Source organism: Aureimonas sp. D3 (assembly GCF_001463805.1).
GTDB classification, from domain to species: domain Bacteria; phylum Pseudomonadota; class Alphaproteobacteria; order Rhizobiales; family Rhizobiaceae; genus Aureimonas; species Aureimonas ureilytica_A.
Genome location: NZ_BBWM01000019.1, coordinates 1 through 25,424 on the forward strand (window position 1 = coordinate 1; position 25,424 = coordinate 25,424).

General features: G+C 65.2%; 25 protein-coding genes. 7 read left to right on the top strand and 18 right to left on the bottom strand.

Annotated elements, in window-relative coordinates:
- Window positions 1-213: 213 nt before the first annotated feature.
- From AUL36_RS05335 to AUL36_RS05365, 7 genes are all read right to left on the bottom strand, one after another.
- Window positions 214-792: a TerD family protein gene (locus AUL36_RS05335; protein ID WP_062218737.1), complete on the bottom strand. Its 579-nt coding sequence runs from the start codon at window positions 790-792 to the stop codon at window positions 214-216.
- Between the two features lie 79 nt (window positions 793-871).
- The gene (locus tag AUL36_RS05340) at window positions 872-1,450 is read right to left on the bottom strand and encodes a TerD family protein (protein ID WP_058635750.1); all 579 of its coding nucleotides are present in this window, start codon (window positions 1,448-1,450) and stop codon (window positions 872-874) included.
- Window positions 1,451-1,498: 48 nt separating this feature from the next.
- Window positions 1,499-1,951 carry a tellurite resistance TerB family protein gene (locus tag AUL36_RS05345; protein ID WP_082640427.1) on the bottom strand — a complete coding sequence of 151 codons (453 nt, stop codon included), beginning with the start codon at window positions 1,949-1,951 and terminating at the stop codon, window positions 1,499-1,501.
- A 47-nt stretch (window positions 1,952-1,998) separates the two neighbouring features.
- A complete protein-coding gene (locus tag AUL36_RS05350; protein WP_062218739.1) occupies window positions 1,999-3,156 on the bottom strand; it encodes a TerD family protein in 1,158 nt (385 codons plus the stop codon).
- Between the two features lie 97 nt (window positions 3,157-3,253).
- Window positions 3,254-3,823, bottom strand: a complete 570-nt coding sequence (locus tag AUL36_RS05355) for a TerD family protein (protein ID WP_062218820.1) — start codon at window positions 3,821-3,823, stop codon at window positions 3,254-3,256.
- Window positions 3,824-4,291: 468 nt separating this feature from the next.
- Window positions 4,292-4,978, bottom strand: coding sequence for an MBL fold metallo-hydrolase (locus tag AUL36_RS05360; RefSeq protein ID WP_062218741.1), 687 nt, complete (start codon window positions 4,976-4,978; stop codon window positions 4,292-4,294).
- Between the two features lie 22 nt (window positions 4,979-5,000).
- Entirely contained in the window at window positions 5,001-5,291 is a 291-nt protein-coding gene (locus AUL36_RS05365; protein ID WP_058602590.1) for a putative quinol monooxygenase, read from the bottom strand.
- A gap of 250 nt (window positions 5,292-5,541) precedes the next feature.
- Between AUL36_RS05365 and AUL36_RS05370 the strand changes: the two genes are divergently transcribed.
- Complete coding sequence (locus AUL36_RS05370) at window positions 5,542-6,690, top strand: GGDEF domain-containing protein (RefSeq protein WP_192843785.1); 1,149 nt, start codon at window positions 5,542-5,544, stop codon at window positions 6,688-6,690.
- A gap of 165 nt (window positions 6,691-6,855) precedes the next feature.
- Here the strand turns inward: AUL36_RS05370 and AUL36_RS05375 are convergent, their stop codons facing one another.
- From AUL36_RS05375 to AUL36_RS05405, 7 genes are all read right to left on the bottom strand, one after another.
- Window positions 6,856-7,584 carry a class II aldolase/adducin family protein gene (locus tag AUL36_RS05375; RefSeq protein ID WP_062218745.1) on the bottom strand — a complete coding sequence of 243 codons (729 nt, stop codon included), beginning with the start codon at window positions 7,582-7,584 and terminating at the stop codon, window positions 6,856-6,858.
- On the bottom strand, window positions 7,581-8,969 hold the full coding sequence (locus AUL36_RS05380) for an FGGY family carbohydrate kinase (protein ID WP_062218747.1): 1,389 nt from the start codon (window positions 8,967-8,969) through the stop codon (window positions 7,581-7,583). The genes AUL36_RS05375 and AUL36_RS05380 overlap by 4 nt, the downstream gene beginning before the upstream one ends.
- Window positions 8,966-10,039: an ABC transporter permease gene (locus AUL36_RS05385; RefSeq protein ID WP_082655606.1), complete on the bottom strand. Its 1,074-nt coding sequence runs from the start codon at window positions 10,037-10,039 to the stop codon at window positions 8,966-8,968. The genes AUL36_RS05380 and AUL36_RS05385 overlap by 4 nt, the downstream gene beginning before the upstream one ends.
- Complete coding sequence (locus tag AUL36_RS05390; protein ID WP_062218748.1) at window positions 10,032-11,063, bottom strand: ABC transporter permease; 1,032 nt, start codon at window positions 11,061-11,063, stop codon at window positions 10,032-10,034. Before AUL36_RS05390 ends, AUL36_RS05385 begins: the two co-directional genes overlap by 8 nt.
- Window positions 11,056-12,549, bottom strand: coding sequence for a sugar ABC transporter ATP-binding protein (locus tag AUL36_RS05395; protein WP_062218749.1), 1,494 nt, complete (start codon window positions 12,547-12,549; stop codon window positions 11,056-11,058). The genes AUL36_RS05390 and AUL36_RS05395 overlap by 8 nt, the downstream gene beginning before the upstream one ends.
- 62 nt (window positions 12,550-12,611) lie before the next feature.
- Window positions 12,612-13,616, bottom strand: coding sequence for a substrate-binding domain-containing protein (locus tag AUL36_RS05400; RefSeq protein ID WP_062218751.1), 1,005 nt, complete (start codon window positions 13,614-13,616; stop codon window positions 12,612-12,614).
- A 17-nt stretch (window positions 13,617-13,633) separates the two neighbouring features.
- The gene (locus AUL36_RS05405) at window positions 13,634-14,659 is read right to left on the bottom strand and encodes a LacI family DNA-binding transcriptional regulator (protein ID WP_062218753.1); all 1,026 of its coding nucleotides are present in this window, start codon (window positions 14,657-14,659) and stop codon (window positions 13,634-13,636) included.
- A 191-nt stretch (window positions 14,660-14,850) separates the two neighbouring features.
- Between AUL36_RS05405 and AUL36_RS05410 the strand changes: the two genes are divergently transcribed.
- The 3 genes from AUL36_RS05410 to AUL36_RS23145 all read left to right on the top strand — a co-directional run bounded on the left by AUL36_RS05410 (window position 14,851) and on the right by AUL36_RS23145 (window position 17,789).
- Window positions 14,851-15,753, top strand: a complete 903-nt coding sequence (locus AUL36_RS05410; protein WP_058636498.1) for a sugar phosphate isomerase/epimerase family protein — start codon at window positions 14,851-14,853, stop codon at window positions 15,751-15,753.
- 228 nt (window positions 15,754-15,981) lie between these two features.
- On the top strand, window positions 15,982-17,085 hold the full coding sequence (locus tag AUL36_RS05415) for a branched-chain amino acid aminotransferase (RefSeq protein ID WP_062218824.1): 1,104 nt from the start codon (window positions 15,982-15,984) through the stop codon (window positions 17,083-17,085).
- 260 nt (window positions 17,086-17,345) lie between these two features.
- Window positions 17,346-17,789, top strand: coding sequence for a GNAT family N-acetyltransferase (locus tag AUL36_RS23145; RefSeq protein ID WP_082655608.1), 444 nt, complete (start codon window positions 17,346-17,348; stop codon window positions 17,787-17,789).
- Here the strand turns inward: AUL36_RS23145 and AUL36_RS24820 are convergent.
- Genes AUL36_RS24820 through AUL36_RS05425 form a run of 3 tightly spaced genes read right to left on the bottom strand, consistent with a single transcriptional unit; the run spans window position 17,784 to window position 19,932 of the window.
- The gene (locus AUL36_RS24820) at window positions 17,784-18,098 is read right to left on the bottom strand and encodes an aminotransferase class III-fold pyridoxal phosphate-dependent enzyme (RefSeq protein ID WP_192843790.1); all 315 of its coding nucleotides are present in this window, start codon (window positions 18,096-18,098) and stop codon (window positions 17,784-17,786) included. The genes AUL36_RS23145 and AUL36_RS24820 overlap by 6 nt on opposite strands.
- A gap of 18 nt (window positions 18,099-18,116) precedes the next feature.
- Window positions 18,117-18,740: an aminotransferase class III-fold pyridoxal phosphate-dependent enzyme gene (locus AUL36_RS24825; protein ID WP_192843791.1), complete on the bottom strand. Its 624-nt coding sequence runs from the start codon at window positions 18,738-18,740 to the stop codon at window positions 18,117-18,119.
- Complete coding sequence (locus AUL36_RS05425) at window positions 18,655-19,932, bottom strand: RhtX/FptX family siderophore transporter (protein WP_062218755.1); 1,278 nt, start codon at window positions 19,930-19,932, stop codon at window positions 18,655-18,657. The genes AUL36_RS24825 and AUL36_RS05425 overlap by 86 nt, the downstream gene beginning before the upstream one ends.
- A gap of 437 nt (window positions 19,933-20,369) precedes the next feature.
- Between AUL36_RS05425 and AUL36_RS05430 the strand changes: the two genes are divergently transcribed.
- The 3 genes from AUL36_RS05430 (at window position 20,370) to AUL36_RS05440 (ending at window position 23,536) form a co-directional block, all read left to right on the top strand.
- Window positions 20,370-22,655 (top strand): TonB-dependent receptor, encoded by a 2,286-nt coding sequence (locus AUL36_RS05430; protein WP_062218756.1) that lies wholly within the window; start codon window positions 20,370-20,372, stop codon window positions 22,653-22,655.
- Between the two features lie 2 nt (window positions 22,656-22,657).
- Window positions 22,658-22,855 carry a hypothetical protein gene (locus tag AUL36_RS05435; protein WP_058636505.1) on the top strand — a complete coding sequence of 66 codons (198 nt, stop codon included), beginning with the start codon at window positions 22,658-22,660 and terminating at the stop codon, window positions 22,853-22,855.
- 102 nt (window positions 22,856-22,957) lie between these two features.
- The gene (locus tag AUL36_RS05440; protein ID WP_062218757.1) at window positions 22,958-23,536 is read left to right on the top strand and encodes a GNAT family N-acetyltransferase; all 579 of its coding nucleotides are present in this window, start codon (window positions 22,958-22,960) and stop codon (window positions 23,534-23,536) included.
- A 78-nt stretch (window positions 23,537-23,614) separates the two neighbouring features.
- Here the strand turns inward: AUL36_RS05440 and dld are convergent, their stop codons facing one another.
- Window positions 23,615-25,378, bottom strand: a complete 1,764-nt coding sequence (gene dld, locus AUL36_RS05445) for a D-lactate dehydrogenase (RefSeq protein ID WP_082655610.1) — start codon at window positions 25,376-25,378, stop codon at window positions 23,615-23,617.
- Window positions 25,379-25,424: the final 46 nt, after the last annotated feature.

Sequence of the window (25,424 nt, forward strand, 5' to 3'; positions counted from 1 at the left end):
ATCCTGCGCAGCCGGCTAGGATTCCGTTAGTGGTGGAAAGCGCGCTGGACCGCCATATCGGGCACAAACTCGCGGGGCAGCGGCGACCATGCACAGTCGCTCGACGCGAGACACAGGATGGCTCAGCCCCTCGCGAAGGTCCGTTGTCCGCGAGCGACCGATCGGCCTTGGGCAGGGAAGGAACGGCGCGGGCGGCGGCCCGCGCCGGCCGTTTCAGCCGATATTGATCCCGTATTCGGTCGCGGCCTTGGCGAGGCCACCGACATAGCCTTGGCCCACGGCCTTGAACTTCCAGTCCGGACCATTGCGGTAAAGCTCGCCGAAGATCATCGCCGTTTCGGTCGAGGCGTCCTCGTCCAGATCGTAGATCGCCAGTTCCTTGCCGTCGGCAGCGTTCAAGACGCGAATATAGGCGTCGCCGACCTGGCCGAAATTCTGCTTGCGCGTTTCGGCGTCGTGAATGGTCACGACGAAGGCGACCTTGACGGCGGCCGGGTCCAGCTTGGCGAGATCGATCTGGACGCGCTCGTCGTCGCCGTCACCTTCCCCCGTGCGGTTGTCGCCGGAATGGACCACCGCGCCATCGGGCGACTTGGCGTTGTTGTAGAAGACGAAATGGGAGTCGGACAGCGCCTTGCCATTGTCTCCGAGAATGAAGACCGAGGCGTCGAGGTCGAAGGCCGCACCGTCCGTGACCTTGGGCTTCCAGCCGAGGCCGACCGTGACGGCCGTCAGACCCGGGGCCTCCTTCGATAGGGAGACGTTGCCACCCTTGCTGAGTGAAACTGCCATGCGAAATTCCTTGTTGCTGGAGGCCGGGCCCTCGGGAGGAACACCGGTGCAGTCGGCGGCCGAGGAGCGTCAGCCGCGATCAGTTCGCATTGAGCCCATATTGGGCCGCCATCGCCTTCAGGCCGCCGGCATAGCCTTCGCCGACGGCGCGGAATTTCCATTCGCCATTGTGGCGATAGACCTCGCCGAAGATCATCGCGGTCTGCGTCGAGTAGTCCTCGTTCAGATCGTAGCGCGTGATCTCGCGGCCGGTCGCGGCATCCACGATGCGGATGAAGGAGCCGCCGACCTGGCCGAAATTCTGCGAACGCGCCTGCGCCTCGTGGATCGTCACCGTGAAGGCGATGCGCGCGGCCTCGCTGGGCAGGGCCTTCAGATCGACCGTCAGAACCTCGTCGTCGCCATCTCCTTGGCCGGTCTTGTTGTCGCCGGTGTGGACAACGGCCCCGTCGGGCGACTTAAGGTTGTTGTAGAAGACGAAATGGCTCTCCGACAGAGCGCGTCCGTCAGCATTGAGCACGAAGGCCGAGGAGTCGAGATCGAAGTCGCGCCCGTCGGTGCGCTTGGGGTCCCAACCGAGTCCGACCGCGATCTTCACGAGAGACGGCACTTCCTTGGACAGCGAGATATTGCCGCCCTTGCCGAGACTGATCGACATGCTTCCTCCTTCTTGGATTCCGTTGTTCAGCGGGGGCCTGCCCCGCAGTCAGACGTCGAACTGCGCGGGGTCGAGGTCCAGAAGGTGGCAGATTTCGCGCACCACCTTTTTTTCGTCCGCGTCGAACGTGCCGTCCGAACCGCCGATGATGCAGACAAGACGAACGAGCACGTTGGCGGCCGCCGCGTCGTCCTTGATCAGCGCGATGCGCCGCACGGCCTCGATGCGGCCGAACTCGTAATCGACCTCGAACGTATCGGCGATCGAGGAGAACGAGGTGAGCACCGCCTTGGTCTCGAACACGTTCATCTCGGGCGAAACGCGCATGAAGTTCAGCATCTTGCGCTTCTCCTCACCGGAGATCGTGCCGTCCGCCGAGGCGAGCCAGGCGCAGCCGCCCGTCAGCGCGTCGAGCATCTTCTGGTTCTGAAAGCGCTTCAGCGTGTCGCCGGCCTGTTTGCGAAGCTCTTCGCCGCGTTCGCGCAGCCATCCCAATGCCATCTGTTTCCCCTTGGGTCTCGTCGTTCACTCGCAGAGCGAGTGGTGTTCTATTTGGAGCCGGCTGTCCAGCGCATCCGCCAGCCATAGGCCCGGTCCATCTCCGACGCTCCTTCGAAATATCGAACCTCGCGGCTGACGCGGATGTCCCCGCCGACATTCTCCAGAAGGCCGATCGCGCAGAGGCCGAGGCCGCTGCCCTCGTCCAGCCGCACCTCGACCGGTGGCTGGTTGGCCACGCCGATCGTTACGACGCCGTCGGTCGCGGCCCAATTGGGGACGCCGTCATAGATAAAGGCGTAGACGAGAACACGGCGAATACGAGACCATTGCGCGCCGGCCACATGCAGCCATTCGCCCTCGGCCGCGTCGCCTGAGCGATCATCGCCGGCCAGCTTGATGAAAGGCGGCTGGTCGAGGCTGCCGAACCGCTTTCCCAACGCCTGAACCGCGCCCTTGCTGCCGTCGGCCAGTTCGTAGAGGCAGGCGAGATCGAGATCGATCGCGCCATCGGCGCGGGCGGCGGCGCCGAACAAGCCCCGCTTAGGCGCCGCGCCCCGGTTCCAGTTCAAATTGACCGCAATCGTGCCGAACGACCCCGAGCCCTTCTTGAGATCGATCGTCGGGCGCGCCTTGCTGAGCGAGACCTTGGAGAGGCTGATGGGCGAAGGGGCAGGCGGAGCCGGGGGGGCGGCCGGAGCATCCTCGGCAATGTCCACGCCATAAAGTTGTGACAACGGCTTCAGCCCGCCGGCAAAGCCCTGGCCCACCGCGCGCAGTTTCCAGGCTCCGTTGCGGCGGTAAAGTTCGATCAGCGTGATGGCGGAAATATCGCTTCGCTCCGGCACGGGGGCAAAGCGATAGGCGGCGATTTCGACCTCGATCGGCAGCGCGTCGGACAATGTGCCGTTCGGCGCGGCGGTCTTGTCCACCGCCGCGCAGACGGCGATCCGCTCGATGGCCTCCGGCACTCGGGACAGATCCAAGGACAGGACCGCCCGACGCGTGTCCGAAACCTGCAAACGGACCGAACGGGAGGGGTTTGCGGTCTGGCCGTAGAAGACCATGTCCTCGTCGCCGCGCACCTTGCCCGAGCCATCCAGGAGATAGGCCGAGACATCGACGACGCTTCGCCCGCCGAAGCTCACGACCATCTCGGCATCCTGTTGCGTCAGGGGCGCATTCTGGCCGGGGAGAAGGATCGTCATGATGTCACTCGTAAAAGGAGAAGACGCGCGGCCAAAAGGACGCTCAGGGCGGATCGATGATCGAAAACGCCCCTCCGTCGGGCGGAGAAAGAGCCGCTCAGTCGCGAAGCTGCGCTGCCGCGACCGGCAGCAGAGCGTCGAAGGTCCGCCCAGTGCCGGCCGCGCCGACCGCGCGGAAGGACCAGGAGGCACCGATCTTCTTCATCACGGCCATCAGCACGCCCTGATGCGCGCCCTGTTCGGACAGGGCGAAGTTGCACAATTCCTGACCGCCGCCCGCTTCGTCCAGGAGACGGCATCGGCAATTGGCGACTTTCTCGAAAGTCTCGCCGGTGAAGGAATTCACCGTGAAGGCCAGTCCGTCCACTTCGGTCGGAAGGCGCGCGAGGTCCACGGTGATGGACTCGTCGTCCCCCTCTCCGTCACCCGTTCGATTGTCGCCGGAATGGGTCACCGATCCGTCGCGGGACGCCAACTGCTTGAACCAGACCGTATCGATCGGCCTGTCGCCCGAAAAGAGGATGCAGGACGCATCCATGTCCACAGCCTTGCCCCGCGAGAACCAGCCGCCCTTGGCGGGATCCCAACCCAGACCCATGCGCACCCGCGTCAGACCGCCGGGTTTATCGAGCGACAGACGCTCGCCCTTCTTCAAAGAAATGCTCATGACACCCCAGATCATTTTCGCAGGGATCTTGTATATCGGCAATCATCCAATTTATAGGGACGATCCATCACATTTAAATGTTCATCTGGAAGATAAAAAATCCTATATCGATGGTAGTTAGACTCTAGCGATATGAATTAGAATTGTATTTGTAAGGTGGTAATATTATTTCAATGCGATAAATGCATCGTATTATCGGGATTGCGTAGATTCTACCCGATTGGTGACGCGCTTATACATTATGTCGTCAGGTCAGCTCCATGCCCACTTGGCGGAGCTGTAACGATGCCCGATGCGTTTGATGAAGCGGACTGTGGAATCGCGTTCAACCCTCGCGCTCGAAGATACAACTGAGGCGAGCTTAGCAAAAATCGGCCCCGCCGCAATACCTGAGGTTCGATCCGGGGGCTCGTCGAAAAGCCGCCCCTCGCTGGGCAAGGGACGGCTTCCGCAAAAGGGTAGGGCGCTTCAGCGCGATTGGTCGAGAACGAAGATCGTCGGCTGGTCCGGGTTCAGCATGTCTTTCGTGAGTTCCATGCTGGTGGTGCCGACGCGGCGCACACGCTCGGGCGCGAAGCGGTCGGTGAACCGCTCCACGGGCTCGATGGCGAGCACCCCTTTGCCGCTGTGATAGTGCATCGGAATGATCGCGCCCGGCCGGATGCGCGCGATGGCGGCGTCGAGATCGTCGAGGGCGATGGTCGCGTGCTCTCCGGTCAGCGCTAGAAGAAGATCGACCTGGCCGGCGAGCGCGTCCAGATGCTCGGGCGCGACGGGATTGCCGATGTCGCCCATATGCAGAACGCGGATACCGCCCAGTTCGAAGAGATAGAGCGCGTTGGCGTCCGGGTCGCGGCCGAAGGCCGACTGGTAGTCGAAGGTCAGGCTCTCATAGGCCGGGAAGGGGCGGACGGGCACGCCCTTCACGACCGTCCCCTCGGGCGGGAGTTCCAGTGTATTGACGACCGTGGGATCGCCGCCGACATGGCTCGGGTCGGAATGGAAATCGTCCGTCGCCGAACTCATGAGCACGATGTCGGCCGGTTCTGCGATCGGATCGAAGCCGCTGCGGGCCGGGGTATAGGGATCGGTGACGACGGCGAGCCCGTCCGCTTCCAGCCGGAAGCTCGCATGGGCGTAAAAGGTGATCTTCAACGAGGTCTCCTCCCTTCGCCGCTCAACCGACCTTCTCGCCCTCGAAGAGTTCCCAGCTTTCGGCGAGATCCCCCTGCTTGGCGCCGAAGCCCGTGATGTGGGGCGTCTTCATATGGTCGTTCCAGAGTTCGCGGCTTTCCCAGTTCTCGTAGAAATAGAAGAGGCCGGGGTCCTGATGCGAGCGATGCATGTCGTACTGGATGCAACCTTTCTCGGCGCGCGTGGGGGCGAGAAGGGCGCTCAGTTCACGCTCCAGATCGGCTTCGTGGCCCGGCTTGGCCTTCAGGCGGGCGATGATGGTCAGAACGCTCATAGCAGACACTCCCGTTGCATGTCGTCGGTCAACGACCCGGCGAAGATAAGCCGCCCGCGCCGGGGCGCAACGGCTGGCGGGCAATTGATCGCGCACCCAGCATTGGGGCGGTGAGCACGCCGGCGTGCGATCCCGTCGCGTGTCGATGGGCAGCTACGGAAAATGCCGGCCAAACCAATTGCGTGCGACAGGTTCTTTAACTGACCTTCCGTAACCTATGGCTCTCTGCCTCCCCCTCGTGCGGACGACGATGCCAGATACCTCGCTCTATCGCGCACCGCGCAATCCGATCCTGCGATGGCTCGCCGAAATTGGCGGCGGCCTACCGGACGAAACGCAGCGTCGCCTGCGCTCCATGTTCTTCACGTCGAAGGTTCCGCTCGTCATCGGCGCGGTCAACACCATCGTCGTGGCCCTGGTGATCTACGCGCACAATCTGCAGCCGATATTCCTGGGGATCGCGGTCTGCGATATCGCGCTCCTTCTGTTTCGGGTCGCGTCCCTTAAACGTGTCGACGCACCGGCCGGGCCGCTTTTCGCCGGAGGGCTTCTCTGGGCCTGCCTGCAGGGACTGACGATCTTCCTCGTCGTGAGTTCAGGCGATCTCACTTTGTCACTGCTGGTGCTCGCGAGCGGGCTGGCCGCCATCGGGGGCATTGTCGGGCGCAACTTTCCCGCCCCGCGCTACGCCATCGTCCAGACGCTTCTGATCGACGGCAGCTATAAGATCGCATTCAGCCTCCAGCATCCACAATTCATACCTCTGATTGCGGCGCAGACCGTGATCTTCATCGTTATGAATCTTGGGATCATCCGTCAGCATCGTGAAACCGCGATCGGCGCGATCAGGGCGGAGTTCGAAAACCGCGAGAAAGCCTTCACCGATCCCGTCACCGGGCTGGCGAGCCGCTGGCGGTTGGAGGATTGCTTTGCCCGGATGCGCCCTCCCACTCGAGGACGCGCGCTTCTCTATCTGGATCTCGACGGTTTCAAGCAGGTGAACGATCGGCTGGGCCATGCAGCCGGCGATCATCTCCTTCGGGAGGTGGGACAGCGCCTCAGCGAGTTCGCAACGCCGGACTCCGTCATCTGCCGTCTCGGCGGTGACGAATTCCTCATTCTTCTGAAGCAATCCGACGAAACCGAACTGCGTCATCTCTGCGCGCGCGTTCTGGCGCGCATCGCCACCCCTTACGAGATCGCGCCTGGCAGCTTGGCGCGGGTGGGCGTGAGCATCGGCACCGTCATCGATCGAACGGGCGATCAAACGCTGATCGGCCTGATGCTCAAAGCGGACCGCGCGCTCTACGAGGTCAAGGCCGGTGGCAAAGGCGCCTTTCGGATTCATGAGGAGCCACCTCACGAGGCTCCGGCTCTCCGCTGCGCTGCGGGCCCATAGACCACGGGACGGGTAGGCTGATCGCGAAGCGGCGCTTCGGAGGCAAGGCGCCGTGAGCCGCCGATCGTTCGCTGCAACGCCGCGACATGGGGGCGGGACCGGCGAAAATCGCCGCTCCCTTGCCTCCGTCGTTGAAACGGGCCGCGCCTCGCGTCGGGTTCGCTCTTACGCGCTCAACCGTGCCTTCGGATCGACCGACGCGGCTTTGGCGCTCGGCGTATCGTTGACGCCGTCGAGATCGGGCGCGTGGCCGTAGCTCATGTTCTTCATCTGCTGAATGACGCGCGCCATTTCCTCGTCCGACAGGACCGGCGGCTCACCCAGAACCCGCGCCTGGACATAGAGGCGCGACAGCGTTTCGACCTCGATGGCGAGCGACAGCGCGCCGGCCAGCGTCTTGCCGAGCGCGATCTGGCCGTGCTGGCCGAGAAGGCAGGCCATGCGATCTTCGAGCGCCTCCAGCGCGGCGTCCGACAGGGCCTGCGTGCCGAAGGTCGCATAGCGCGAACAGCGGATCGTCGTGCCGCCGGCGATCGCCGTCATGTAGTGGAAGCTCGGGATCTCATGGTGATGCACCGCGAGGGTCGTCGCATAGACGGAATGGCAGTGGAGCACGCAGTCGACATCGGAGCGCGCGGCGAGAATGTCGCGGTGAAAGCGCCATTCCGACGAGGGGCGGCGTCCGCCCTCATAGGTGCCGTCGAACGACATCTGCACGAGATCGCTGGGGCGCATCAGATCATAGGGCAGGGAGGTGGGCGTCACGAGGAAGCCCGCCGGATTGCGCACGGAGAGATTGCCGGCCGTGCCCTGGTTGATGCCGCTTTCGTTCATGCGGCGGCAGGTGGCGACCATCTCTTCGCGAAGGGCTTCGTCGTTGTAAGAGGCATTCATGAGGCTTGGCTCCAGGGATGGCAGAGGTCGCGCCAGTGCGACCAATAGGGGAGAAGATCGGGCAGGCCCGACATATCTGGCATTTCCGCGCTGAGCGGGGCAGGGCCGCGCCGCATCTCGTGCCCGGCGAGAAGGGCCGCCCCCGCCGCCGTGCCGTGCGCGTCGCGGTTGACAAGTACGCGCGCATCGGGATTCAGCGCGGCGAGGATCGCGCCGAACAGAGGATCGCGCACCAGCCCGCCGTCGATCACGATGGTGCGGGACGCGGGAAGCATGCGCAGGCATTGGTTGGCGAGCATGGCGGCGTAGAGAAGGGCGAGCGTGAAGCGGACCGAGGGATCGCCGGCGAGCGGCCCCCGAATGGAGCCGCGCCTGGATGTGCCGGGGAACAGCCCGTCATCGGCCCCGAAGGATGGCAGCGCGACGGTGCGGCTTGCGACAATGCGCGACAGGGCCTCCGATGTCGCCGGTCCGCGTTCCGCGCCGGACACGGCGGCGAACTCGCGCCCGCCCATGGTCAACATGCCGGGAACCGGGCGACCGGCGACATCGGCATTGCAGGAGCGGCCGGGCGCTTCCTCACTGAGATCGATGCCGGTTCGATCCGTCAGGGCGACGATCCAGGTGCCGGTCGAGACCACCGTGAGATCGGACAGGCCGGCGGCCTGATAGCGATAGAAATTGGCCGAGGAATCGTGAATGCCGCAGAGGACGCGCGTCTCCGCCGAAAGGCCGCAACGCCGCGCCCAGTCCGGCTTCAGGGTTCCGAGTGTCTCGTACGCGGGGCGAAGCGGGGGCAGGAGATGCGTCCAGGCGCGGTCCTTCACGAGCCGGGTCGGCGCGCCGTCCGCACCGGACCACAGATGCGACTGCGCGGCGAGGCTGGTGACCTCGCCCGCCGCCACGCCGCAGAGGCGAAAGGCCCAATATTGCGGCAGAGCCAGAAAGGCCCGTGCCCCGGCGAAGGCATCCGGCCAGCCGCGTTCCAGCCAGAGCATCTGCCGCGCCAGATGCGCCGAGCCGAGCATGAGCGCGCTGCCGCGCTCGCGGAACGAACCGGCCATGGCGGCATAGTCGGCCGCCACGTCCGCCGGCGGGTCCTGCTCGTAGTCGATCATCGGCATGAGCGCGGCGTCTGCGCCGACGAGAACCCCGCCCGATCCGTGCGAGCAGGCGACGATCGCCTCGATGGAATGGCGCCGGCCGAGATCGGCGAGCCCCGCGAGCAGCCAGTCTTCGAGAGCCGCGAGGTCGTGGTGGCGATAGGGCGGGCCGTCGATGACGCGATTGGGCGCGGACAGTTCCTCCAGCACCGCGCCGTCCGCTGTCGTGGCGAAGAGCTTGACGTTGGTCTTGCCGATGTCGAAGACGGCGACCGCGCTCACGCCTGCGTCTCCCCGCGCCGACGCAGCGCGGAGAAAAGCGCCGGGAGATGCGGGCGGATCGTCTGCGCCACCACGACGGCAATCAGCGTGCCGCCCCAGATCGCCAGCGTCAGATAGTTCGACAGGCCGAACTGGTTGAAGCCGGAGGAGATGACCTGAAGAATGGCGAGCGCCACCATGAGCCCGCCGACCGTGCCGAAGCCGCCGAACGGATCGACCCCGCCGAGCACGGCCGCCAGAATGGTGACGAGAAGATAGGACTGCGCGTAATCGGGGCTGGCCGAGTTGAAAATGACGAGCGTCACCAGCGCGGCCATGAAGCAGACGAGGCTGGACAAGGTGTAGACGCCGACCAGAACCCGCTTCGTATCGATCGCCGAATAGCGCGCGGCTTCGAGGTTCGAGCCGATCATGTGGCAGGCGATGCCGAAGGCGGTTTTCTTGAGGATCAAGCCGACCAGGATCGCGACCAGCACCATCACGATGAAGACAAGCGGCACGCCGAGAACGCTCGAATTGCCCAAGCGGGACACGAGGTCGGGCACGCCCGAGAGCGCCTGGCCGCGCGTGAGATAGATGCTGATGCCGTCGATCAACGACTTGGTGCCGAGCGTCACGAGGATGGGGTGAACGCCGGTATAGGCGACGAGCGCGCCCGTCACGAGGCCGATGGCGAGGCAAAGGAGAAGCCCGGCGGCGAGCGCCAGCGCGACACCCGCGACGACCGCGCCAGTGCCGGCTCCATCGGGAATGGCGATCTGCATGACGAAGACCATCAGGAGCGCGCATTGGTTGGTGGTGGCGATGATGGCGAGGTTCAGACCACCCGTGATCAGCGGCACGATCATGGCGAGCGACAGAAGCCCCAGAAGCGGCATCTGGAACATGAAGGATTGCAGCGTGCCCATGCTGGCAAAGCCGGGAACCGCCAGCGAGAAGACGAGGACGAGCGCCACGAGAAGGCCCGTCAAGCCGAGATGGGCGTTGGGAACACCCGCGCGCAGACGGGCCATGAAGTCCGCCAGGGCGCCGTCCCGGCCGATGGAATGAGATGTCCGGTTCTCAAGCATGGGCGGCCTCGCCGAGGGTTCGATGGCGCCGACCGCGCCGCGACGACAGGACGGTGAGCGAGGTGGAGGCGAGGATCGTCAGGCCGATCACGATCTGGAAAAAGTAGGAGGAGACGCCCAGAAGATTGAGCCCGTTCTGGAGAATGGCGAGAAGCACGATGCCCAGAAGCACGCCGGGCACGGTGCCGATGCCGCCCGTCAGGCTCGCGCCGCCGAGCACGGCCGCCGAGAGAACGGCGAGTTCCGTGTTGACCATGGCGTTCGGCACGCTCTCGCCGACGCGGTGCGCCTGGAGCATCCCCGCGACGGCGGCGAGGAACCCCAGAACCCCATAGGCCACGAAATGCAGGCGGCCGATCGACATGCCGATGCGGCGCGCCGCTTCCGCATTGCCGCCCATCGCATAAAGCTGACGACCGACCGAGCTGCGCGTCATCAGCGCCCAGATGCCCAAGCTCACGACGATCATGGCGACGATCGGCAAGGTGACGCGAACGAGATCGCCGCTTGCGGTTTCGGTCTCGAAGAAGGTGACGCGCGTCGTCCACCAGTCCGGCAGATCGTAGATCGACCGCCCGCCCGAGAAATACATCAGAAGCGAGAAGGTGACGCTCATCATGGCGATGGTCGCGATGATGGAGGGAATGCGCACGAAATGGATCAGCGCCGCGTTGAGGCAGCCGAGCGCCGTGCCGATCCCCAGGCCCATCGCGATCACGAGCGGAGCGGGAAGACCCAGCCGCGCCGCCAGGAGCGCCGCGACATATTGCGAGACGGAGGCCGTGGCGGCGAAGGAAATGTCGATGCCGCCCGAAACCAGAACCACGAAGAGGCCCATCGCCATGATGGCCTGCACCGAATAGGTCTCTAAGAGATCGATCACGTTGGGCAGCGTCAGGAAGCCCGGCGCGGTCAATCCGAAGAACAGGATGGCAAGGACGATCACGCCGAAGAGCCAGGCTTCGGGGCGGCGGCGAAGCCGCGCCAGCGCGGCGGCTCCGGTGCGGTGCTGGACATCAGGCATAGATGCGCTCCTCCAACTGCCGTTCGGTGATGCGGCCGGGGATGGTTTCCTCAAGGATGCGCCCGGCCCGCATGTGCAGGACGCGGTCGCAGGTGGCGAAGGCTTCGCTCACCTCATCGGAGATCACGATGACGCCGACGCCCTCGCGCGACAGTTCGGCCACGATTTCGTAAATGCCCTGCTTGTTCTTGATATCGACGCCGACGGTCGGCGAATCCAGGATCAGGACGCTCGGCCGCGTCGCCAACCATTTGGCAAGAACCACGCGCTGCTGGTTGCCGCCCGACAGGGTCTGCACGGGCCGGTCGATATCGGGCACTTTGATGGCCAGCCGGCGCACCCAGTCACGCGCGAGATCGCGCCGCCGCCGGCGCGCGATGAGACCGGAGCGCCCTGCGAGCCCCTTCATGACGGCGAGGCCGATATTGTCCTCGATGGATTGGGGCAGGATCACGCCGAGCGACAGGCGATCCTCCGAGACGTAGGCGATGCCCGCGCGCACCGCGTCCCGGTTGGAGCGCAGCGACAGCGGCTGGCCGTTGAGCCGGATCGTCCCGCCCTCGGCCCGGCTCATGCCGAACAGCGTCAGCGCGAGTTCGGTGCGCCCGGCGCCCAGAAGTCCGACCAGCCCCAGCACCTCGCCTTTGCGGAGCGTGAAGCTGACATCGGCGAATTCGCCGCGCCGCGACAGGTGCTCCACGCTGAGGAGCGGTTCGGCCGCGTTCATGTCCCGCGCCACCGTGCCATGGTCGATGTCGAGCCCGGTCATCAGATGGGCGATGCGCTTCTGGTCGACCTCGGCCACCGGCCAGGTGCCGACCTTGCGCCCGTCCCGGAACACGGTCACGCGCTCGGCGATCTCCACCACCTCTTCGAGGCGGTGCGACACGAAGACGACGGCGATACCGTCCGCCTTCAGCTTGGCCACGATGGAGAGGAGGCGATCGACTTCCGCGCGGGTGAGGGACGCCGTCGGCTCGTCCATGAAGATGAGGCGCGCTTTGGCCGCCAGCCCGCGCGCGATGGCGACGATCTGGCGTTCGGCGACGGGCAGGTCCGACACGAGGGCGGAGGGGTCGAGATCGAAGTCGAGGCGCTTCAGGACGCTCTCCGCGATCCGCCGCATATGGGCCTTGCGCACCGGCTTCAGCGCGCCTTCGAGATGGCACTCGACGGCGATGTTCTCGGCCACCGACAGATTGGGAAACAGGGACAGGTCCTGAAAGATGACCTGGATGCCGAGGGCCTTGGCGCGGGCCGGCGTCAGCGGCAGGACGTTCTCGCCCTCGATCTCGATCGTGCCCTCACTCGGCGGGTGAACGCCGGCGACGGTCTTGATGAGCGTGGACTTGCCGCAGCCGTTCTCGCCGACAAGGCAGTGAACCTCGCCCGGCCGCACGTCCCAATCGATGCCCTCCAGCGCGCGCACGCCGCCGAAGCGCTTGGAGAGGCCGGTGAGCCTGAGAAAAGGAACGTCATCAGTCATCGGCCGCCTCCCGTCGTCCGAATAGAAAACCCGGCGGCGCATCGGCCGCCGGGATGGTGGGATCAGAGGCCGAGCGCCACGAGCCGGTCGATATTGGCCTTGTCGAGCGATTCCAGCTTCTGAGCCTGGATCAGCTTCTTGTCGGGATAGACCCGCACGGGGCCCACGCCGACGATCTCCATATTGTCGGTCGGCTCCTTGCCGGCCGCCAGCATGGAAGAAAGCTGCGCGAAGACCTCGCCCGCCGTCAGCGGGTTCCAGATATAGCCACCCCGGATCACGCCCGACTTGACGTATTTCGCGCCCTGGCCCGGCGAGAAGCCGCCGACCAGCGCGACCGTCTTGGCCTTGCCGCGATCGTCCAAGACGCGCCCTGCGCCGATCGGGCCTTGGCTGCCGAAGGTCAGGATGCCCTTGAGGTCCGGGTTGGCGCGCAGCTGGTCCTGCGTGGTCTTGATGCTCTCGTCCAGACTTTCGGCGACGCCGAAGCGATCGCCCACCATCTGCATCTTGGGATACTTCTGCTTCTGGTAGGCAATGGCGGCGTCGGCCCAGGCATTGTGCAGCGGCACGGTCAGCGAGCCGACATAGACGATATACTTGCCCTCTTCGCCCATTTCCTTGGCGAGGAGGTCCATATGCGCCTGACCATAGGCCTCGGTCGTGGTCAGCTCGAAGTCCCAGTCCTTTTCCTTCTGGTCCGGCCCTTCATGCGCCAGCACCTTGATGCCGGCGGCGCGGGCGCGCCCGAGCACGGGTTCGAGCGCGGCGGAATCGTTGGGCACGATGCCGATGACATTGACCTTGCGGGCGATCAGATCCTCGATGGCGCGGACCTGCTGGGCCGCGTCGGCCTGTGTCGGGCCGACCATCCAGGCATTGACCTTATACTCCTTGGCACCCTTCTTGATGCCTTCTTCCATGGCGTTGAACCAGGGAATGCCCCCGATCTTGACCACGATCCCGGCCTGCGGCTCGGCGCTCTGCGCAAAGGCGGCAGGGCCGGCGAGGGTGAGGGCCAGAAGACCTCCCATGGCCGCGAGGGCGCGGCGGCGCGACATCAGCATGTTTCATCCTCCCGTTATCAGATCTTGCCCGCCCGGCCTCCCCGCCGGGACGGGACCCGCTGCGTCGAGCCGCGGATCGAGACGGCGCATCCAAGGCGCCTTGTTTCTTGGGGCTCATCGCTCCCCGCCATTCGGCCGCGCAGAAGCGACCAGGCGGCAACAGCCATGTCCTCCACGGGCTGGCGCACGGCCGTGATGCCGGGCGAGACGAGCCGCATCCATTCCATTTCGTCGAACGAGGCGAAAGCGATCTCGCCGGGGATCGACAGGCCCATCGCGGCGATGAGCTGATAGGCCATGAGCGAAGTCATGTGATCGAGCGCGAAGAGCGCGGCCGGGCGATCGGCCGACAGGCGCTCGCGCAGCAAATTGGCCGACGCCTCCGCCTCGAAGCCGACCTCCAGCATCTGCGCCCGCATCGCGCCCGCACCCGTCAGAAAGCCTTCCCAGCGCTCGCGCACATTGCTGATGCCGAGACTCGTGCCGACAACGAGGCAGTTCGCCAGTCCAGTCTGGGCAAGATGCGCGGCGATCGCGGCCGAGGAGGGGCCGTTGTCCACCGCGACCAGATCGAACCTTGCATCGTCGGGAATGCGGTCGGCCACCACGGCGGGCGCGGCGAGCCCCGCCGGCAGGCGGGACGAGAGCGCGCCGTCGCAGGGCACGACGATCAGCCCGCCCGGCCGCCAGGCGCGGACATTGGCCAGCCGGTCGGCTTCCTCCTTCGGATCGTTGCGCGAGGAGAGGACGGCGAGATCGAACCCATCGCCCCGCGCCTCGTGCTCCAGCGTGGAGACGAAGCTCGCAAACATCGGGTTGGTGAGATCGGGCACGATGACGGCGACCAGCGCCGCCTTGCCCGAGCGCAGCCGCGAGGCCGCAATATCGGCGACGTAACCCAGCTCATCCACCGCCGCGCGCACACGATCGGCGAAGTTCGGCGAGACATTGGGCTTGCCGTTCAGGACGTTCGAGACGGTCGCGATCGACACGCCCGCGCGGTCGGCGACCATACGGATGGATGGCGTCTGCTGTCGTGACATCGACGCCCCTCCCAAGACGAACCGTGTCCAAGCTTTTTGAGAAAACGCCGGTGAAACGTTTTATTGGAGGCTAGACATCAGTTCCAACTTTGTCAATCATGTCCCGCATGGGCAGGGAAGCCCGTTCTATTGCATTGCCGCAGTAGTCTTCGCTTGCGCGAAGAATGTCCGCGGCGCGGGGAGGAAACAGGATGAACAAGCTGGGTGTGCACGCTCTCGTCTGGGAGGCGGGGTGGAGCCATGAGGAATGCGCGCGCGCGATCGCCAAGACGGCCGAAGTCGGCTACGACTTCATCGAAGCTCCGGCGCTCGATCCGAGCCTGATCGATCCGGTCTTCACGCGCCGCCAGCTGGACCAGGCAGGCATCGGCATCAACTTCTCGCTGGGCCTCGATTTCGACAGCGACATTTCCTCGGGCGACCCGGAAAAGCGCGCGCGCGGCAAGAAGAAGCTGGAAGACGCGGTGGCTGTCTGCCGCGATTGCGGAGGCGAATATATCGGCGGCATTCTCTACTCCGCCTTCGGCAAGTATTTCACGCAGCCGACCGCCGACGGCATCCGCCAATCGGCCGAGACGCTGGCCGAGGTCGCGGAGATCGCGGCGCGCAGCAACATCACGCTCGTGCTCGAAGTGGTGAACCGCTACGAGACCAATATCTGCAACACGGCGGCGCAGGGCGTCGAAATGGCCAAGCTCGTCGGTGCGCCGAACGTGAAGGTCCATCTCGACGTCTACCACATGAATATCGAGGAATCTGATATCGCGCAGGCGATCATCGAGACCGGCGAGCATATCGGCTATTTCCACACCGGCGATTCGCATCGCGGCTATATGGGCTCGGGTTCGATCGACCTCACCAGCGTGTTCCGCGCTCTGGTGCGCACCGGCTACAAGGGGCCGATCACCTTCGAGAGCTTCTCGTCGCGTGTCGTCGGTCAGCCGCTGGAAGGCATTCTGGGAATCTGGCGCAATCTCTGGGAAGACAGCCACGATCTGGCCTCCCACGCGCTGATGTACACCAAGTCGCAGCTCAAGGCCGCGCAGGAAGCCGAGCGTCAAGCCAAGGAGCGCAGCCGCCTGCCGCTCGGCTGACGCTCGTCGCTTTCATCTTCCATCCTCGCCAGGACAGGGCGGCGACATCGTCGCCGCCCTGTCCTGGTGACTCAACCCATATCCCTTGGCCCGCTCGGGATGGCCCTTCGGGCGATATGATGACGCGGATCGCGCAAACGGACCTGTTCGGCCGGTCCTCCTCGTATTAAACGGGGGAAAAGCGGCGTCCCGTTTCCCATGCGAGGGGCGCCTGATCTGGAGGCTTTCATGACCGTCGACGCACCCGGTATCCGCTTCGAACTCAAGAGAAGCCCCAATCCCGTGCCGGCGGCGGAGCGAGCCGAGGCTTTGAGCCATCTCACCTTCGGAACCCTGTTCAGCGATCACATGGCGGTCGCGCGCTGGTCGCAGGACCGGGGCTGGCATTCGGCCGAGATCGCCGCCCGCGCGCCGTTCCCGATCGACCCGGCCAGCAGCGTCCTGCATTATGCGCAGGAGATTTTCGAGGGCATGAAGGCCTATCGCACGGCCGATGGCCGCGCGCTCCTGTTCCGCCCCGAAGAGAACGCCCGCCGCTTCAACCAGTCGGCCCGCCGCATGGCCATGCCCGAACTGCCCGAGGCCGATTTCGTGGCCGCCGTGGAAGGGCTGGTGGCCGTCGATCAGGACTGGCTGCCGGAAGGGGAGGCAAGCCTTTACCTCAGGCCCTTCATGTTCGCGAGCGAGAGCTTTCTCGGCGTGCGCCCGTCGCGCGAATATATCTTCTGCGTCATCGCCTCGCCCGTCGGCCCTTATTTCAAAGGCGGGTCGAAGCCACTGACGCTCTGGGTGTCGCAGAATTACAGCCGCGCGGCCCGCGGCGGCACGGGCGAGGCCAAGTGCGGCGGCAATTATGCCGGCAGCCTCGCCGCGCAGGCCGAGGCCAGCACCAAGGGCTGCGATCAGGTCGTGTTCCTGGACTCGGCCGAGAACCGCTGGGTCGAGGAACTGGGCGGCATGAACCTCTTCTTCGTGATGGCGGACGGGCGTCTCGTCACGCCCTCGCTCGGCACGATCCTGCCCGGCATCACGCGCAAATCCATCATCGAGATGGCGAGCGCCGAAGGCCACATCGTGGAAGAGCGGCCCTATTCGTTCGACGAATGGCAGGCGGACGCCGCCAGCGGGCGCATGAAGGAAGCCTTCGCCTGCGGTACGGCGGCTGTCGTCGCCGGCATCGGAACCCTTCGCCATGCCGGCGGCGAGTTCACGATCGGCGACGGACAGGTCGGCCCGACCACCGAAGCCTTCCGCCGCAAGCTCGTCGGCATCCAGCGCGGCTCCGCGCCCGACAGTTTCGGTTGGACCCGCGAAGTCGCCCGCGCGGGGTGACAGGCTTGAGCGAAGCCGGTCACGCACCGGCTTCGCATTTCGGGATAGGAGCGATCAGGCCGCTCAACGACGTAACGTGGCGATCGATGCGATTTCACCAACGATCGCCACGTCTTGGGAATTGCAGTGTGGGTTGACGGGCTTCAGATGAACAGATGGCTCGTAATTTACATTATGGAACGATGACGTTTGGCGATTAACTCACATCAATATCCATCTTTTTAGGGCTGCGATGTCTGGATATGCGAGATAGAATATAAATGCAGATCAGCGCGGCACAGCATAGTGATGTAGCGGCTTGGTTGCGTCTGGCTGAAGAAGTGGTGCCGTTGTTCGGCCCCATGCCGGGATTCGATGCTGTTCTTGCTCGTGAGATCGCGCAAAAGCAGGCTTATTGCGCAAGAACAGGCATAGGTAGCGCAGCCTTTACAGGATGTGTTCTCATCAGTAACAATGGTTTACAAATTGCGATCCGCTGGCTTGCAGTTTCGTCCGAGTTTCGTAGGCGCGGGATCGGTAAAATGCTTGTCGAGGCTGTTCTCTCTAGTGTGCTGTCTGAATCGATCATTCATGTCGACACGTTTGTCGCAGGGAGTTCGGGATCGGAAGCAGATAGGCGTCTCTATGAAAGCTGCGGTTTCTCACCATCGGAGATATTGGGTGAGGCTGACATGATCCGACAACGGTATGCGCGGAAGTTATAAAATCGGTCGCCGTATGCCGGCCTTCTCGAAGGTGTAGAACGTGCCGGTGCGCCCGACGCCCGACTGCACCTCGTCGAGGATCAGGGGAATGCCGAGTTCGTGCGTCGTGCGGCGGATCTGACGAAGCCATTCGACGGGCGCGGGGTTGACGCCGCCCTCGCCTTGCACCGGCTGCAGAATGATCGCCGCCGGGCGGTTCATGCCCCCTTCGGGATCGCGCATCGCGCCCTCGAAAACGGCCGTCGCCAGACCGGCGCTGTCCGCGCCATCGGTGCCGAAGGGACAGCGATAGGCGTGGGGATAGGGCAAGGAAATGCGTGCCGGGCATCAGCGCGCCGAGGCGCGCCTTCGGCCCGAGCGAGCCCATCCGCGAGACGCGCCCTGCGACATGCCGTGATAGGCCATGCGAAAGGCCACGATATCCGGCCGGCCGGTCGCCGTCTTGGCGAGCTTGATCGCCGCTTCCACCGCGTCCGAGCCGCTGGGCGAGCAGAACTGAATGCGCGCGCCCTCGCGGAAGGCCGGCGGCAGGGTGGCGAAGAGCGTCTCCACGAAGGCGTCCTTCTGAGGCGTCGCAAGGTCCAGCGTATGAAGCGGGATGCCCTGTCCCAGCGCCTCCCGCAGACTTTCCACGATCTCGGGATGATCGTGCCCGAGGGCCAGCGTGCCGGCCCCGGCGAGGCAGTCGAGATAGGTGTGGCCTTCGACATCGGTGACGCGCGAGCCGGACGCCGAGCGCAGCGCCAGAGGGAAGCGACGGGGATAGGAGCGGGCGTTGGACTCGCGCGCCTCCTGCCGTTGGAGGAAGTCGCGATTGGTGGGCGCAACTTGGGTCGTGATCGACTCCTGGAAGCGGGGTATGAGATCAAAGCGTGGAGGGCGCGTCCAGCGCGGCGGCGCGCCGGCCCTCCCACCGCACGCCGGGCAGGCGCGCGAGAATGGCGATCGCAACCGCGACGCCGACCAGCGACAGAAGCGTCGCGAGGGCAAACAGCGCGCCGTAGCCGACCGCATCGGCGATCCACCCGGCGACGCTCGTGCCGACGAGATAGACGACGAGTTCGGCGCAGGTCAGGATCGTGAAGTCCGTGCCCGGCTGGCGCGAGGACGAGGCGCGCATGAAGAGCGCGTAGAGCGCGACGAGTTCCATGTAGCGGATCATCGTCTGGAAGCCCGACGCGCCCATGGCGACTTCGAGCCCCGGCAGAACGCCGAGGGCGCTCAGCGAAAAGATCAGAAAACAGAGCGTGCGCAGGAGACCGAGAAGCCCGAGCGTGGCGGCAAGGCCAGTCTGGCGGATCAGGAGCGCGGCGAGAGCCGCGCCCGCCAGACCCGCGCTGATCGCGGCCGCGCCATAGAGCGTGCCGATCCAGGACAGCGGCACGCCGAGATCCACGAGATAGGCACCCTCCATGCCGCGCATGAGCCCTTCGCTGGCGCGGAAGGTCAGCGCGAAGAGAAAGAAGAGCCGCGCTTCGGGTCGGGCGAAGAAGGCGCGCAGGCTGGGGCGTGGAGCGGGCTCCGATCCGCCCGCTTCCCCCTCGCCCGGATCGGCGCGCTCGCGCATGAAAGGGGTGGCGAGGAGCGGCAGGAGCGACAGGGTCGCGACCGTCAGGAGCGCGGCGGTCCAGCCGATGCGCTCGAACAGGACGAGCGAGAACGTGCCGCCGATCACCACGCCGAGCGCGACGGAAGCCGCCTGGATGGCGTTTCCGGTGGCGCGCGTGGTGGCATCGAGCTGGCGCACGGCGAACCCGTCGGTCGCGATGTCCTGCGTGGCCGACAGAAGCGTGATCGAAAAGGCGATCGCGAACAGAAGCACGGTCTGCGTCGGCGCAACGAAGGCCATGGCGGCGATCAGCGCGGAGACAAGAATCTGGGTCGGCACGATCCAGCCCCGCCGATGCCCCAGACGCCGGATCAGGGGATAGCGATCCACCAGCGGCCCCCAGGCGAATTTCAGGACGGTCGGCACCATGAGAAGCGTGAACAGGCCGATCGCCGTGCGCGACGCGCCGCTGTCTCGCAGGAGGGGCGGCAGGGCGACGAGCAGGAGATAGGTCGGGATGCCCTGTGCGAGATAGAGCGCGGCGAGGACGCCATAAAGGCGGCGCGTCGGCTGGGCGGGAATCGAGATCGACATTGCGGGATCAACTGCCTGCCGAGTTTAGAACGGGATTAAATACTGACGGCTACATCGGAATCGTCGCTCCGAAGCGCGCCGTGATCCCTAAGGACTCTGTTTTTATTTCGCAAGCCATAACATGATTTTTAAACTCATGTTTATGGGTCGCGCCCGCTGAAACCCCTTAAAGTTGGAATCCTGAGGAGAATTCCCCGAGTTTCTGGAACAGTTATCGTCTGAAGCGTAAATTCACGCGTTAGTTGACTCGATTTATCATGTTATGATAGCCGACTGCATAGGGCGTCTTCCATCGTACGGAGGAGTCTGATCCACGTCAAACGACAGCAAATCCACGCCATTCTCGTCCGATCTTCAGGATAGCGAAGTATTCACTCTGAATTCTCGTGTCTTGCTGAAGTGGACGCATCTGGCGTCCGCAGGAGCACAAACCCGCGATGCCCCCATTGTCCGCCCGCCGACGCGCGCTTCGCCGTTCGATTTCGCTGGTCGCGCTCGGCTGCGCGCTGACCCTGTCGTTCAGCGCCACGGCGCAGGAAACGGTCGCCGGCGCGGCTGGACAGACCACGCCCGCCGCCGGAGGCACGGGCGATGCTTCCGTCCTGCTCGACCCGATCGTCGTCACCGGCTCACGCGCCCCCCAGCGCCTGTCAGAAACCGCCCGCACGGTCTATGTGGTCGAGGGCCGGGAGATCGAGGCACGCGTGCGCTCGGGCCAGACGCTCCAGCAGGCGCTGGGCCAGGACGTGCCGAGCTATGACGCCGCCAGCAGCGGCGCGCGCACCTCCTATGGCCAGAACCTGCGCGGCCGCCCGGCGCTCGTGCTGATCGACGGCGTGTCGCTGAATTCCGCGCGCGGCCTGTATCGCCAGTTCGACTCCATCGACCCCTTCAATATCGCGCGGGTCGAAATCCTGTCGGGCGCGACCTCGCTCTATGGCGGCAACGCGACCGGCGGCATCATCAATATCATCACCAAGAAGGGCCGGGACGCCAAGCCGGGCCTGGGCGGCGAGGCGATGGTCGGCGCGGAAAGCGGCTTCCGGGGCTCGCGTGATGGCGACGGCAAGCTGGCCGGCGCGCTCACCTATAATGACGATCTCTGGGACGCCCGCCTGTCGATCGCCGGCAACAAGACCCGCGCCTTCTACGACGGATCGGGCACGATCCTCGTTCCCGACATCACCCAGACCAGCCTTGCCTTCAACAAGCGGGTCGATCTGTTCGGCACGGCCGGGCTCCAGATCGACGAGAGCCGGCGCGCCGAGATCAGCGCGCAGCATTACCGCAGCGAGCAGGACAGCGATTACGGCCTTTTCTTCGGCACGAATTTCGCCGCGCTGCGCAACCCCAGGCTTTTCGAGACGCGGCAGGGCTATCAGTCCGACGTGCAGCCCGCGACGCGGCGCACCGGCGTCAACGGCTCCTATACCGACAGCGACTTCCTCGGCCAGGAACTCCTGGTCCAAGCCTTCTGGCGCACCGAGTCCATCGACTTCCACCCCTTCCCCGTCACCGTCCCGCTCTTCTATTTCAACGCCACTGAGCAGGACACGAACTTCTACGGCTTCAAGGCCGCGATGGTGTCGAAGCCGCTCGACGGCCTGCGCATCACCTATGGCATCGACGGAGACCGGGACGAGTTCTCTTCCTCCCAGGCGGTGTTCGACAGCCGGATCGCCGCGCGCTCCGGCGCGCTGGACATGCGCCGCGTCGGGGAGCTTGGCCTCTACCCGGCCATCGACGTCTCCACCATCGCGGGCTTTGCCGAGGCGAGCTATGAGGCGACGGACGCGCTGACGCTCACGGGCGGCGTGCGTTATCAATATGTGGATACGAAGGTCGGGGATTTCGTCGCGGCCGCCGCGCAGGTCAACAATTTCTTCGGCCGTGGCACGTCGGCCGACACCATTCCCGGCGGCTCGGTCTCCTATGACGACCTGCTCTTCAATGCCGGCGCGACCTATCGCTTCGACGATCGCCAACAGGTCTACGCCAATTTCAGCCAGGGCTTCGAGCTGCCCGACCCCTCGCGCTATTATGGCCTGGGCACCTACAGCCTTGTCGGCAATCGGCAGGTTCTGCGCAGCAGCGTCAATGTCGCCGATTCCGCGCTCCAGTCGATCAAGACCAATGCCTACGAGGTGGGCTATCGCTATGCGGACGGCATTCTCTCGGCGGAGGCGGCCGCTTATTACTCCCTGTCGGATCGCACCATCCAGCTCAACCGGCAGACGCTGAACATCTCGCTTCTGGATCAGGACCGGCGCGCCTATGGCGTCGAGGGCCGTCTCGGCCTCCAGCTCGGCCATGGGTTCGACGCGGGCGTTCTCGGCAATCTCGTGCAGACCGAGGTCGACCAGAACGGCGACTGGCGGCGGGCTTCCGTGGGCGATGCCAGCACGTCGAAGCTCGGTGGCCATATCGGCTGGACGGACGACATCACCTCCGTTCGGCTCGAAGGGCAGCACGTGTTCAGCCTGTCGGACGCCGCCGGTTTCGAGATCAAGGGCTATACGCTTTTCGACCTCATGGGCAGCCATCGGTTCGAAACGGCCGATACGACGCTGAACTTCGGCATCCAGAACCTCTTCGATAAAGACTACACCACGATCTGGGGCCAGCGCGCGGTCGCGCTCTACGGCTCGCTCGCGGACAAGAGCGTCTTCGACTACAAGGGACTGGGCCGAACCTTCGCGATGTCGCTGAGCAAGGAATTCTGACCTTGCGGCCGTTCCCGCGCGGAGACGGCGACAAGCCCGGCGGGTCGCCGCCGGATTTCGCCATGCGATCCTGGCTGTTTCCAGGCGGTGAGCCGCTCGGCTCGATCCGTCGCGGCGCGCGGATCGTCGTGCGGGGAGAGGCCGGCCAGAGCGCTTTCCGGCTGGACCTCGACGGGCCGAAGGGTACGATCTCGGTCTGAGGAAACGGCGGGCCTGCATGGACGGGCGAGGCGTCTCGGGAGTACGGTGCGCGGGAGCGTGCCGCGCTATGCCGCCAGCTCCTCGCCGCGCTCGAATGTGCGATGTGCGATCCCGGCCGGCCCGTGTCGGACGTCCGGCTCGGCGGCGACGCGCTTCTCGCTCTTGCGCCCGATCTCGCTGCTATGGGCCTTCTGACGGACGCGACCCATCCTGTTTTGCGCGATCGGGACATCCTGTCCTATCGCGCGGGATGGATGGGCGTTACGACCCCTTCGCGCGCCGGTGAAGTGCCAGGCAACGTTTCGGGCTTACCCCGGCGCCCGCCCATGCCTTCCGGCCCGCTTTATGTCAGATACATTCCCTGGCTCGGTCGGACGCTCTCCTTCGTCGCCGCCGAGATGGGCGACCTGCTCCGCCTTCATCGCTGGCTGAACGATCCGCTGGTCGATCGGTTCTGGCGGGAGGCCGGCTCGCTCGAACAGCACCGCGCCTATCCGCAACGCCAGCTCGACGATCCGCATACGATCCCGATCTTCGGGCAGTTGGATGGCGTCCCCTTCGGTTATTTCGCAACCGTCGATCTACCCATGAAGCGCGCCGCGCTGGTAGTCCTCAGCCGGGAGCGGTTCGAGACGAGCCTGCTCTGGCTTCCCGCGCAAGGCGCGATGCCGCCTTCCTGATCGCCGCCGGGGTGAACGCTGGCGCCCCGCGCAATCTCAATCGCTCCGGCCTCGCCGCTGCGACCGGGAAAGACGATACTATCGCAAGTGCACGGGTCCTTCGCAGGCGCAAGCCTCCGCCGAGCCGTCGCCCGTGGTTTCGACCGCCGCCCAACCGCGCAGGCGCGAGGTCTTGCCGATGCCCGGATTGAAGGAATTGGTCGGGTCGAGCTGGCGATAAAAGGCCTTGAGCGCGGGCTTGGCCTCGTAGAGATGGCCGACATTGTGCTCGGCCGGATATTCCGCGCCCCTCGCCTCCAGCGTCTCGAGGATTGCATGTTCCAGCGCCTCGCAGTCCACGCCCTTGTGGACGAGATATTCCTGATGCATCACCTGGCACAGGAAATGGCCGACATAGAATTTCAGCGCGATCTGCTTGTCGATCTCGGGCGGAAGCGTCTCGAACCAGTCCCGCGTATCGCGCGGCAGGGCGACGTCCAGCGCCACGATATCCTCGATGCGGTCCCGGTGGACGGCGCGGTAGCGCACCACCGCCCCGCCCGACACGAAGCGGTTGAGAAGCGCGGCCTTCCCCTCGTCCTCTGTGCATTCCAGAAAGCCGCCGTGCGGCGCGGCGAGGCCAGTCGTAAAGACTGACGAGAGATAGTCGCGCATCTCCGCGATGCCCTCGCCGCCGGTGCGCAGGATCAGATGGTGGGTGTAGCGGTCCCGATAGTCGATGAGCCGCTGCGGCAGATGCTCCGGCAGGAGCTTGGAGACGCGCTGGAGCAGATGGTCGGAGATGCTCTTGCCGAGCCCGAGCGCCTCCGTGACGCCATCGAACCAGCTTTTCGCCGCGAAGGCGCGCGGGACATTGACCGAGCCGAAGCGGCGGATGAAGACGAAAAGGTCCTTGCCATAGGTCTGCGCCGCGCGGAACGCGTCGGAATGCATATATTCGCCCGCGATCGGCAGATGCTGGAACTGGCCGAGCACATGCCGGCGGATTTGCTGGAGCACGGCCGGGTCGTTCGTGCCGACATAGAAGACTTGCTCCTGCGGCTCGGCGACGAACGTGTCCATGCGCAGGGCGAAGACGGCGATCTTTCCCGCCGAGCCTGACGCCTCGTAATGGCGTCGAGGGTCGGCGTTGAAGCGCGCGGGCGTCGAAGCCTCGATGTCGCGCACATAGGTCGCGTATTCGCGGTCGGACGCCCAGGCGCCGTTCTCGTCGTGAATGTCCGACGCGCCGTAGGTGCCAGCGTCCAGGCGGGCGAGGATGGCCTCGGGGGTTTCGCCCAGTTCGACGCCCAGATGGTTGACGAGTTCGAGCCGCCCGGCCTCGTTGACGCGGGCGAACAGGGCGAGCTGCGTGAAGGCCGGGCCGCGCTGCACCAGCGAGCCGCCCGAATTGTTGCAGATACCGCCCGTGACCGAGGCCCCGATGCAGCTCGATCCGATCACCGAATGCGGCTCGCGGCCGAGCGGCTTGAGCTTGCGCTCCAGACTCTCCAAGGTCGCGCCGGGCAGGCACAGAACCTGCGCGCCGTCGCGGATCAGATCGATCCGTTTGAGGCGCATCGTGTTGATGATGACGATGGGCCGGTCGTAGCCGGTACCGAAGGGCGTCGAGCCGCCCGTCAGCCCGGTATTGGCGGCCTGAAGGATCACGGCGACGTCGGCCTCCACGCAGGCCTGCAATACTCGCCACTGCTCTACCAGCGAACCCGGCTGCACGGCCGCCGCGATCTCGCCGTCGCCATAGCGATAGCCCGTGCGAAAGCGTCGCGTCGCCCGCGCGCCGACATGGACATGGGCCTCGCCGGCGATGGCGCGCAGGCGGGCGATCAGGGTTTCGGTCATCAAGGCAGCCTCCCGAGCATGGCCGCCCCACCACCCCCGGGCTCAC

Excerpts from the sequence above, each read along its gene's own strand:
- AUL36_RS05335 (WP_062218737.1), bottom strand. The coding sequence starts at position 792 with ATGGCAGTTTCACTCAGCAAGGGTGGCAACGTCTCCCTATCGAAGGAG.
- AUL36_RS05340 (WP_058635750.1), bottom strand. The coding sequence starts at position 1,450 with ATGTCGATCAGTCTCGGCAAGGGCGGCAATATCTCGCTGTCCAAGGAA.
- AUL36_RS05345 (WP_082640427.1), bottom strand. The coding sequence starts at position 1,951 with ATGGCATTGGGATGGCTGCGCGAACGCGGCGAAGAGCTTCGCAAACAG.
- AUL36_RS05350 (WP_062218739.1), bottom strand. The coding sequence starts at position 3,156 with ATGACGATCCTTCTCCCCGGCCAGAATGCGCCCCTGACGCAACAGGAT.
- AUL36_RS05355 (WP_062218820.1), bottom strand. The coding sequence starts at position 3,823 with ATGAGCATTTCTTTGAAGAAGGGCGAGCGTCTGTCGCTCGATAAACCC.
- AUL36_RS05365 (WP_058602590.1), bottom strand. The coding sequence starts at position 5,291 with ATGAGCGTTCTGACCATCATCGCCCGCCTGAAGGCCAAGCCGGGCCAC.
- AUL36_RS05370 (WP_192843785.1), top strand. The coding sequence starts at position 5,542 with ATGCCAGATACCTCGCTCTATCGCGCACCGCGCAATCCGATCCTGCGA.
- AUL36_RS05375 (WP_062218745.1), bottom strand. The coding sequence starts at position 7,584 with ATGAATGCCTCTTACAACGACGAAGCCCTTCGCGAAGAGATGGTCGCC.
- AUL36_RS05385 (WP_082655606.1), bottom strand. The coding sequence starts at position 10,039 with ATGCTTGAGAACCGGACATCTCATTCCATCGGCCGGGACGGCGCCCTG.
- AUL36_RS05390 (WP_062218748.1), bottom strand. The coding sequence starts at position 11,063 with ATGCCTGATGTCCAGCACCGCACCGGAGCCGCCGCGCTGGCGCGGCTT.
- AUL36_RS05395 (WP_062218749.1), bottom strand. The coding sequence starts at position 12,549 with ATGACTGATGACGTTCCTTTTCTCAGGCTCACCGGCCTCTCCAAGCGC.
- AUL36_RS05400 (WP_062218751.1), bottom strand. The coding sequence starts at position 13,616 with ATGCTGATGTCGCGCCGCCGCGCCCTCGCGGCCATGGGAGGTCTTCTG.
- AUL36_RS05405 (WP_062218753.1), bottom strand. The coding sequence starts at position 14,659 with ATGTCACGACAGCAGACGCCATCCATCCGTATGGTCGCCGACCGCGCG.
- AUL36_RS05410 (WP_058636498.1), top strand. The coding sequence starts at position 14,851 with ATGAACAAGCTGGGTGTGCACGCTCTCGTCTGGGAGGCGGGGTGGAGC.
- AUL36_RS05415 (WP_062218824.1), top strand. The coding sequence starts at position 15,982 with ATGACCGTCGACGCACCCGGTATCCGCTTCGAACTCAAGAGAAGCCCC.
- AUL36_RS23145 (WP_082655608.1), top strand. The coding sequence starts at position 17,346 with ATGCAGATCAGCGCGGCACAGCATAGTGATGTAGCGGCTTGGTTGCGT.
- AUL36_RS05425 (WP_062218755.1), bottom strand. The coding sequence starts at position 19,932 with ATGTCGATCTCGATTCCCGCCCAGCCGACGCGCCGCCTTTATGGCGTC.
- AUL36_RS05430 (WP_062218756.1), top strand. The coding sequence starts at position 20,370 with ATGCCCCCATTGTCCGCCCGCCGACGCGCGCTTCGCCGTTCGATTTCG.
- AUL36_RS05440 (WP_062218757.1), top strand. The coding sequence starts at position 22,958 with ATGTGCGATCCCGGCCGGCCCGTGTCGGACGTCCGGCTCGGCGGCGAC.
- dld (WP_082655610.1), bottom strand. The coding sequence starts at position 25,378 with ATGACCGAAACCCTGATCGCCCGCCTGCGCGCCATCGCCGGCGAGGCC.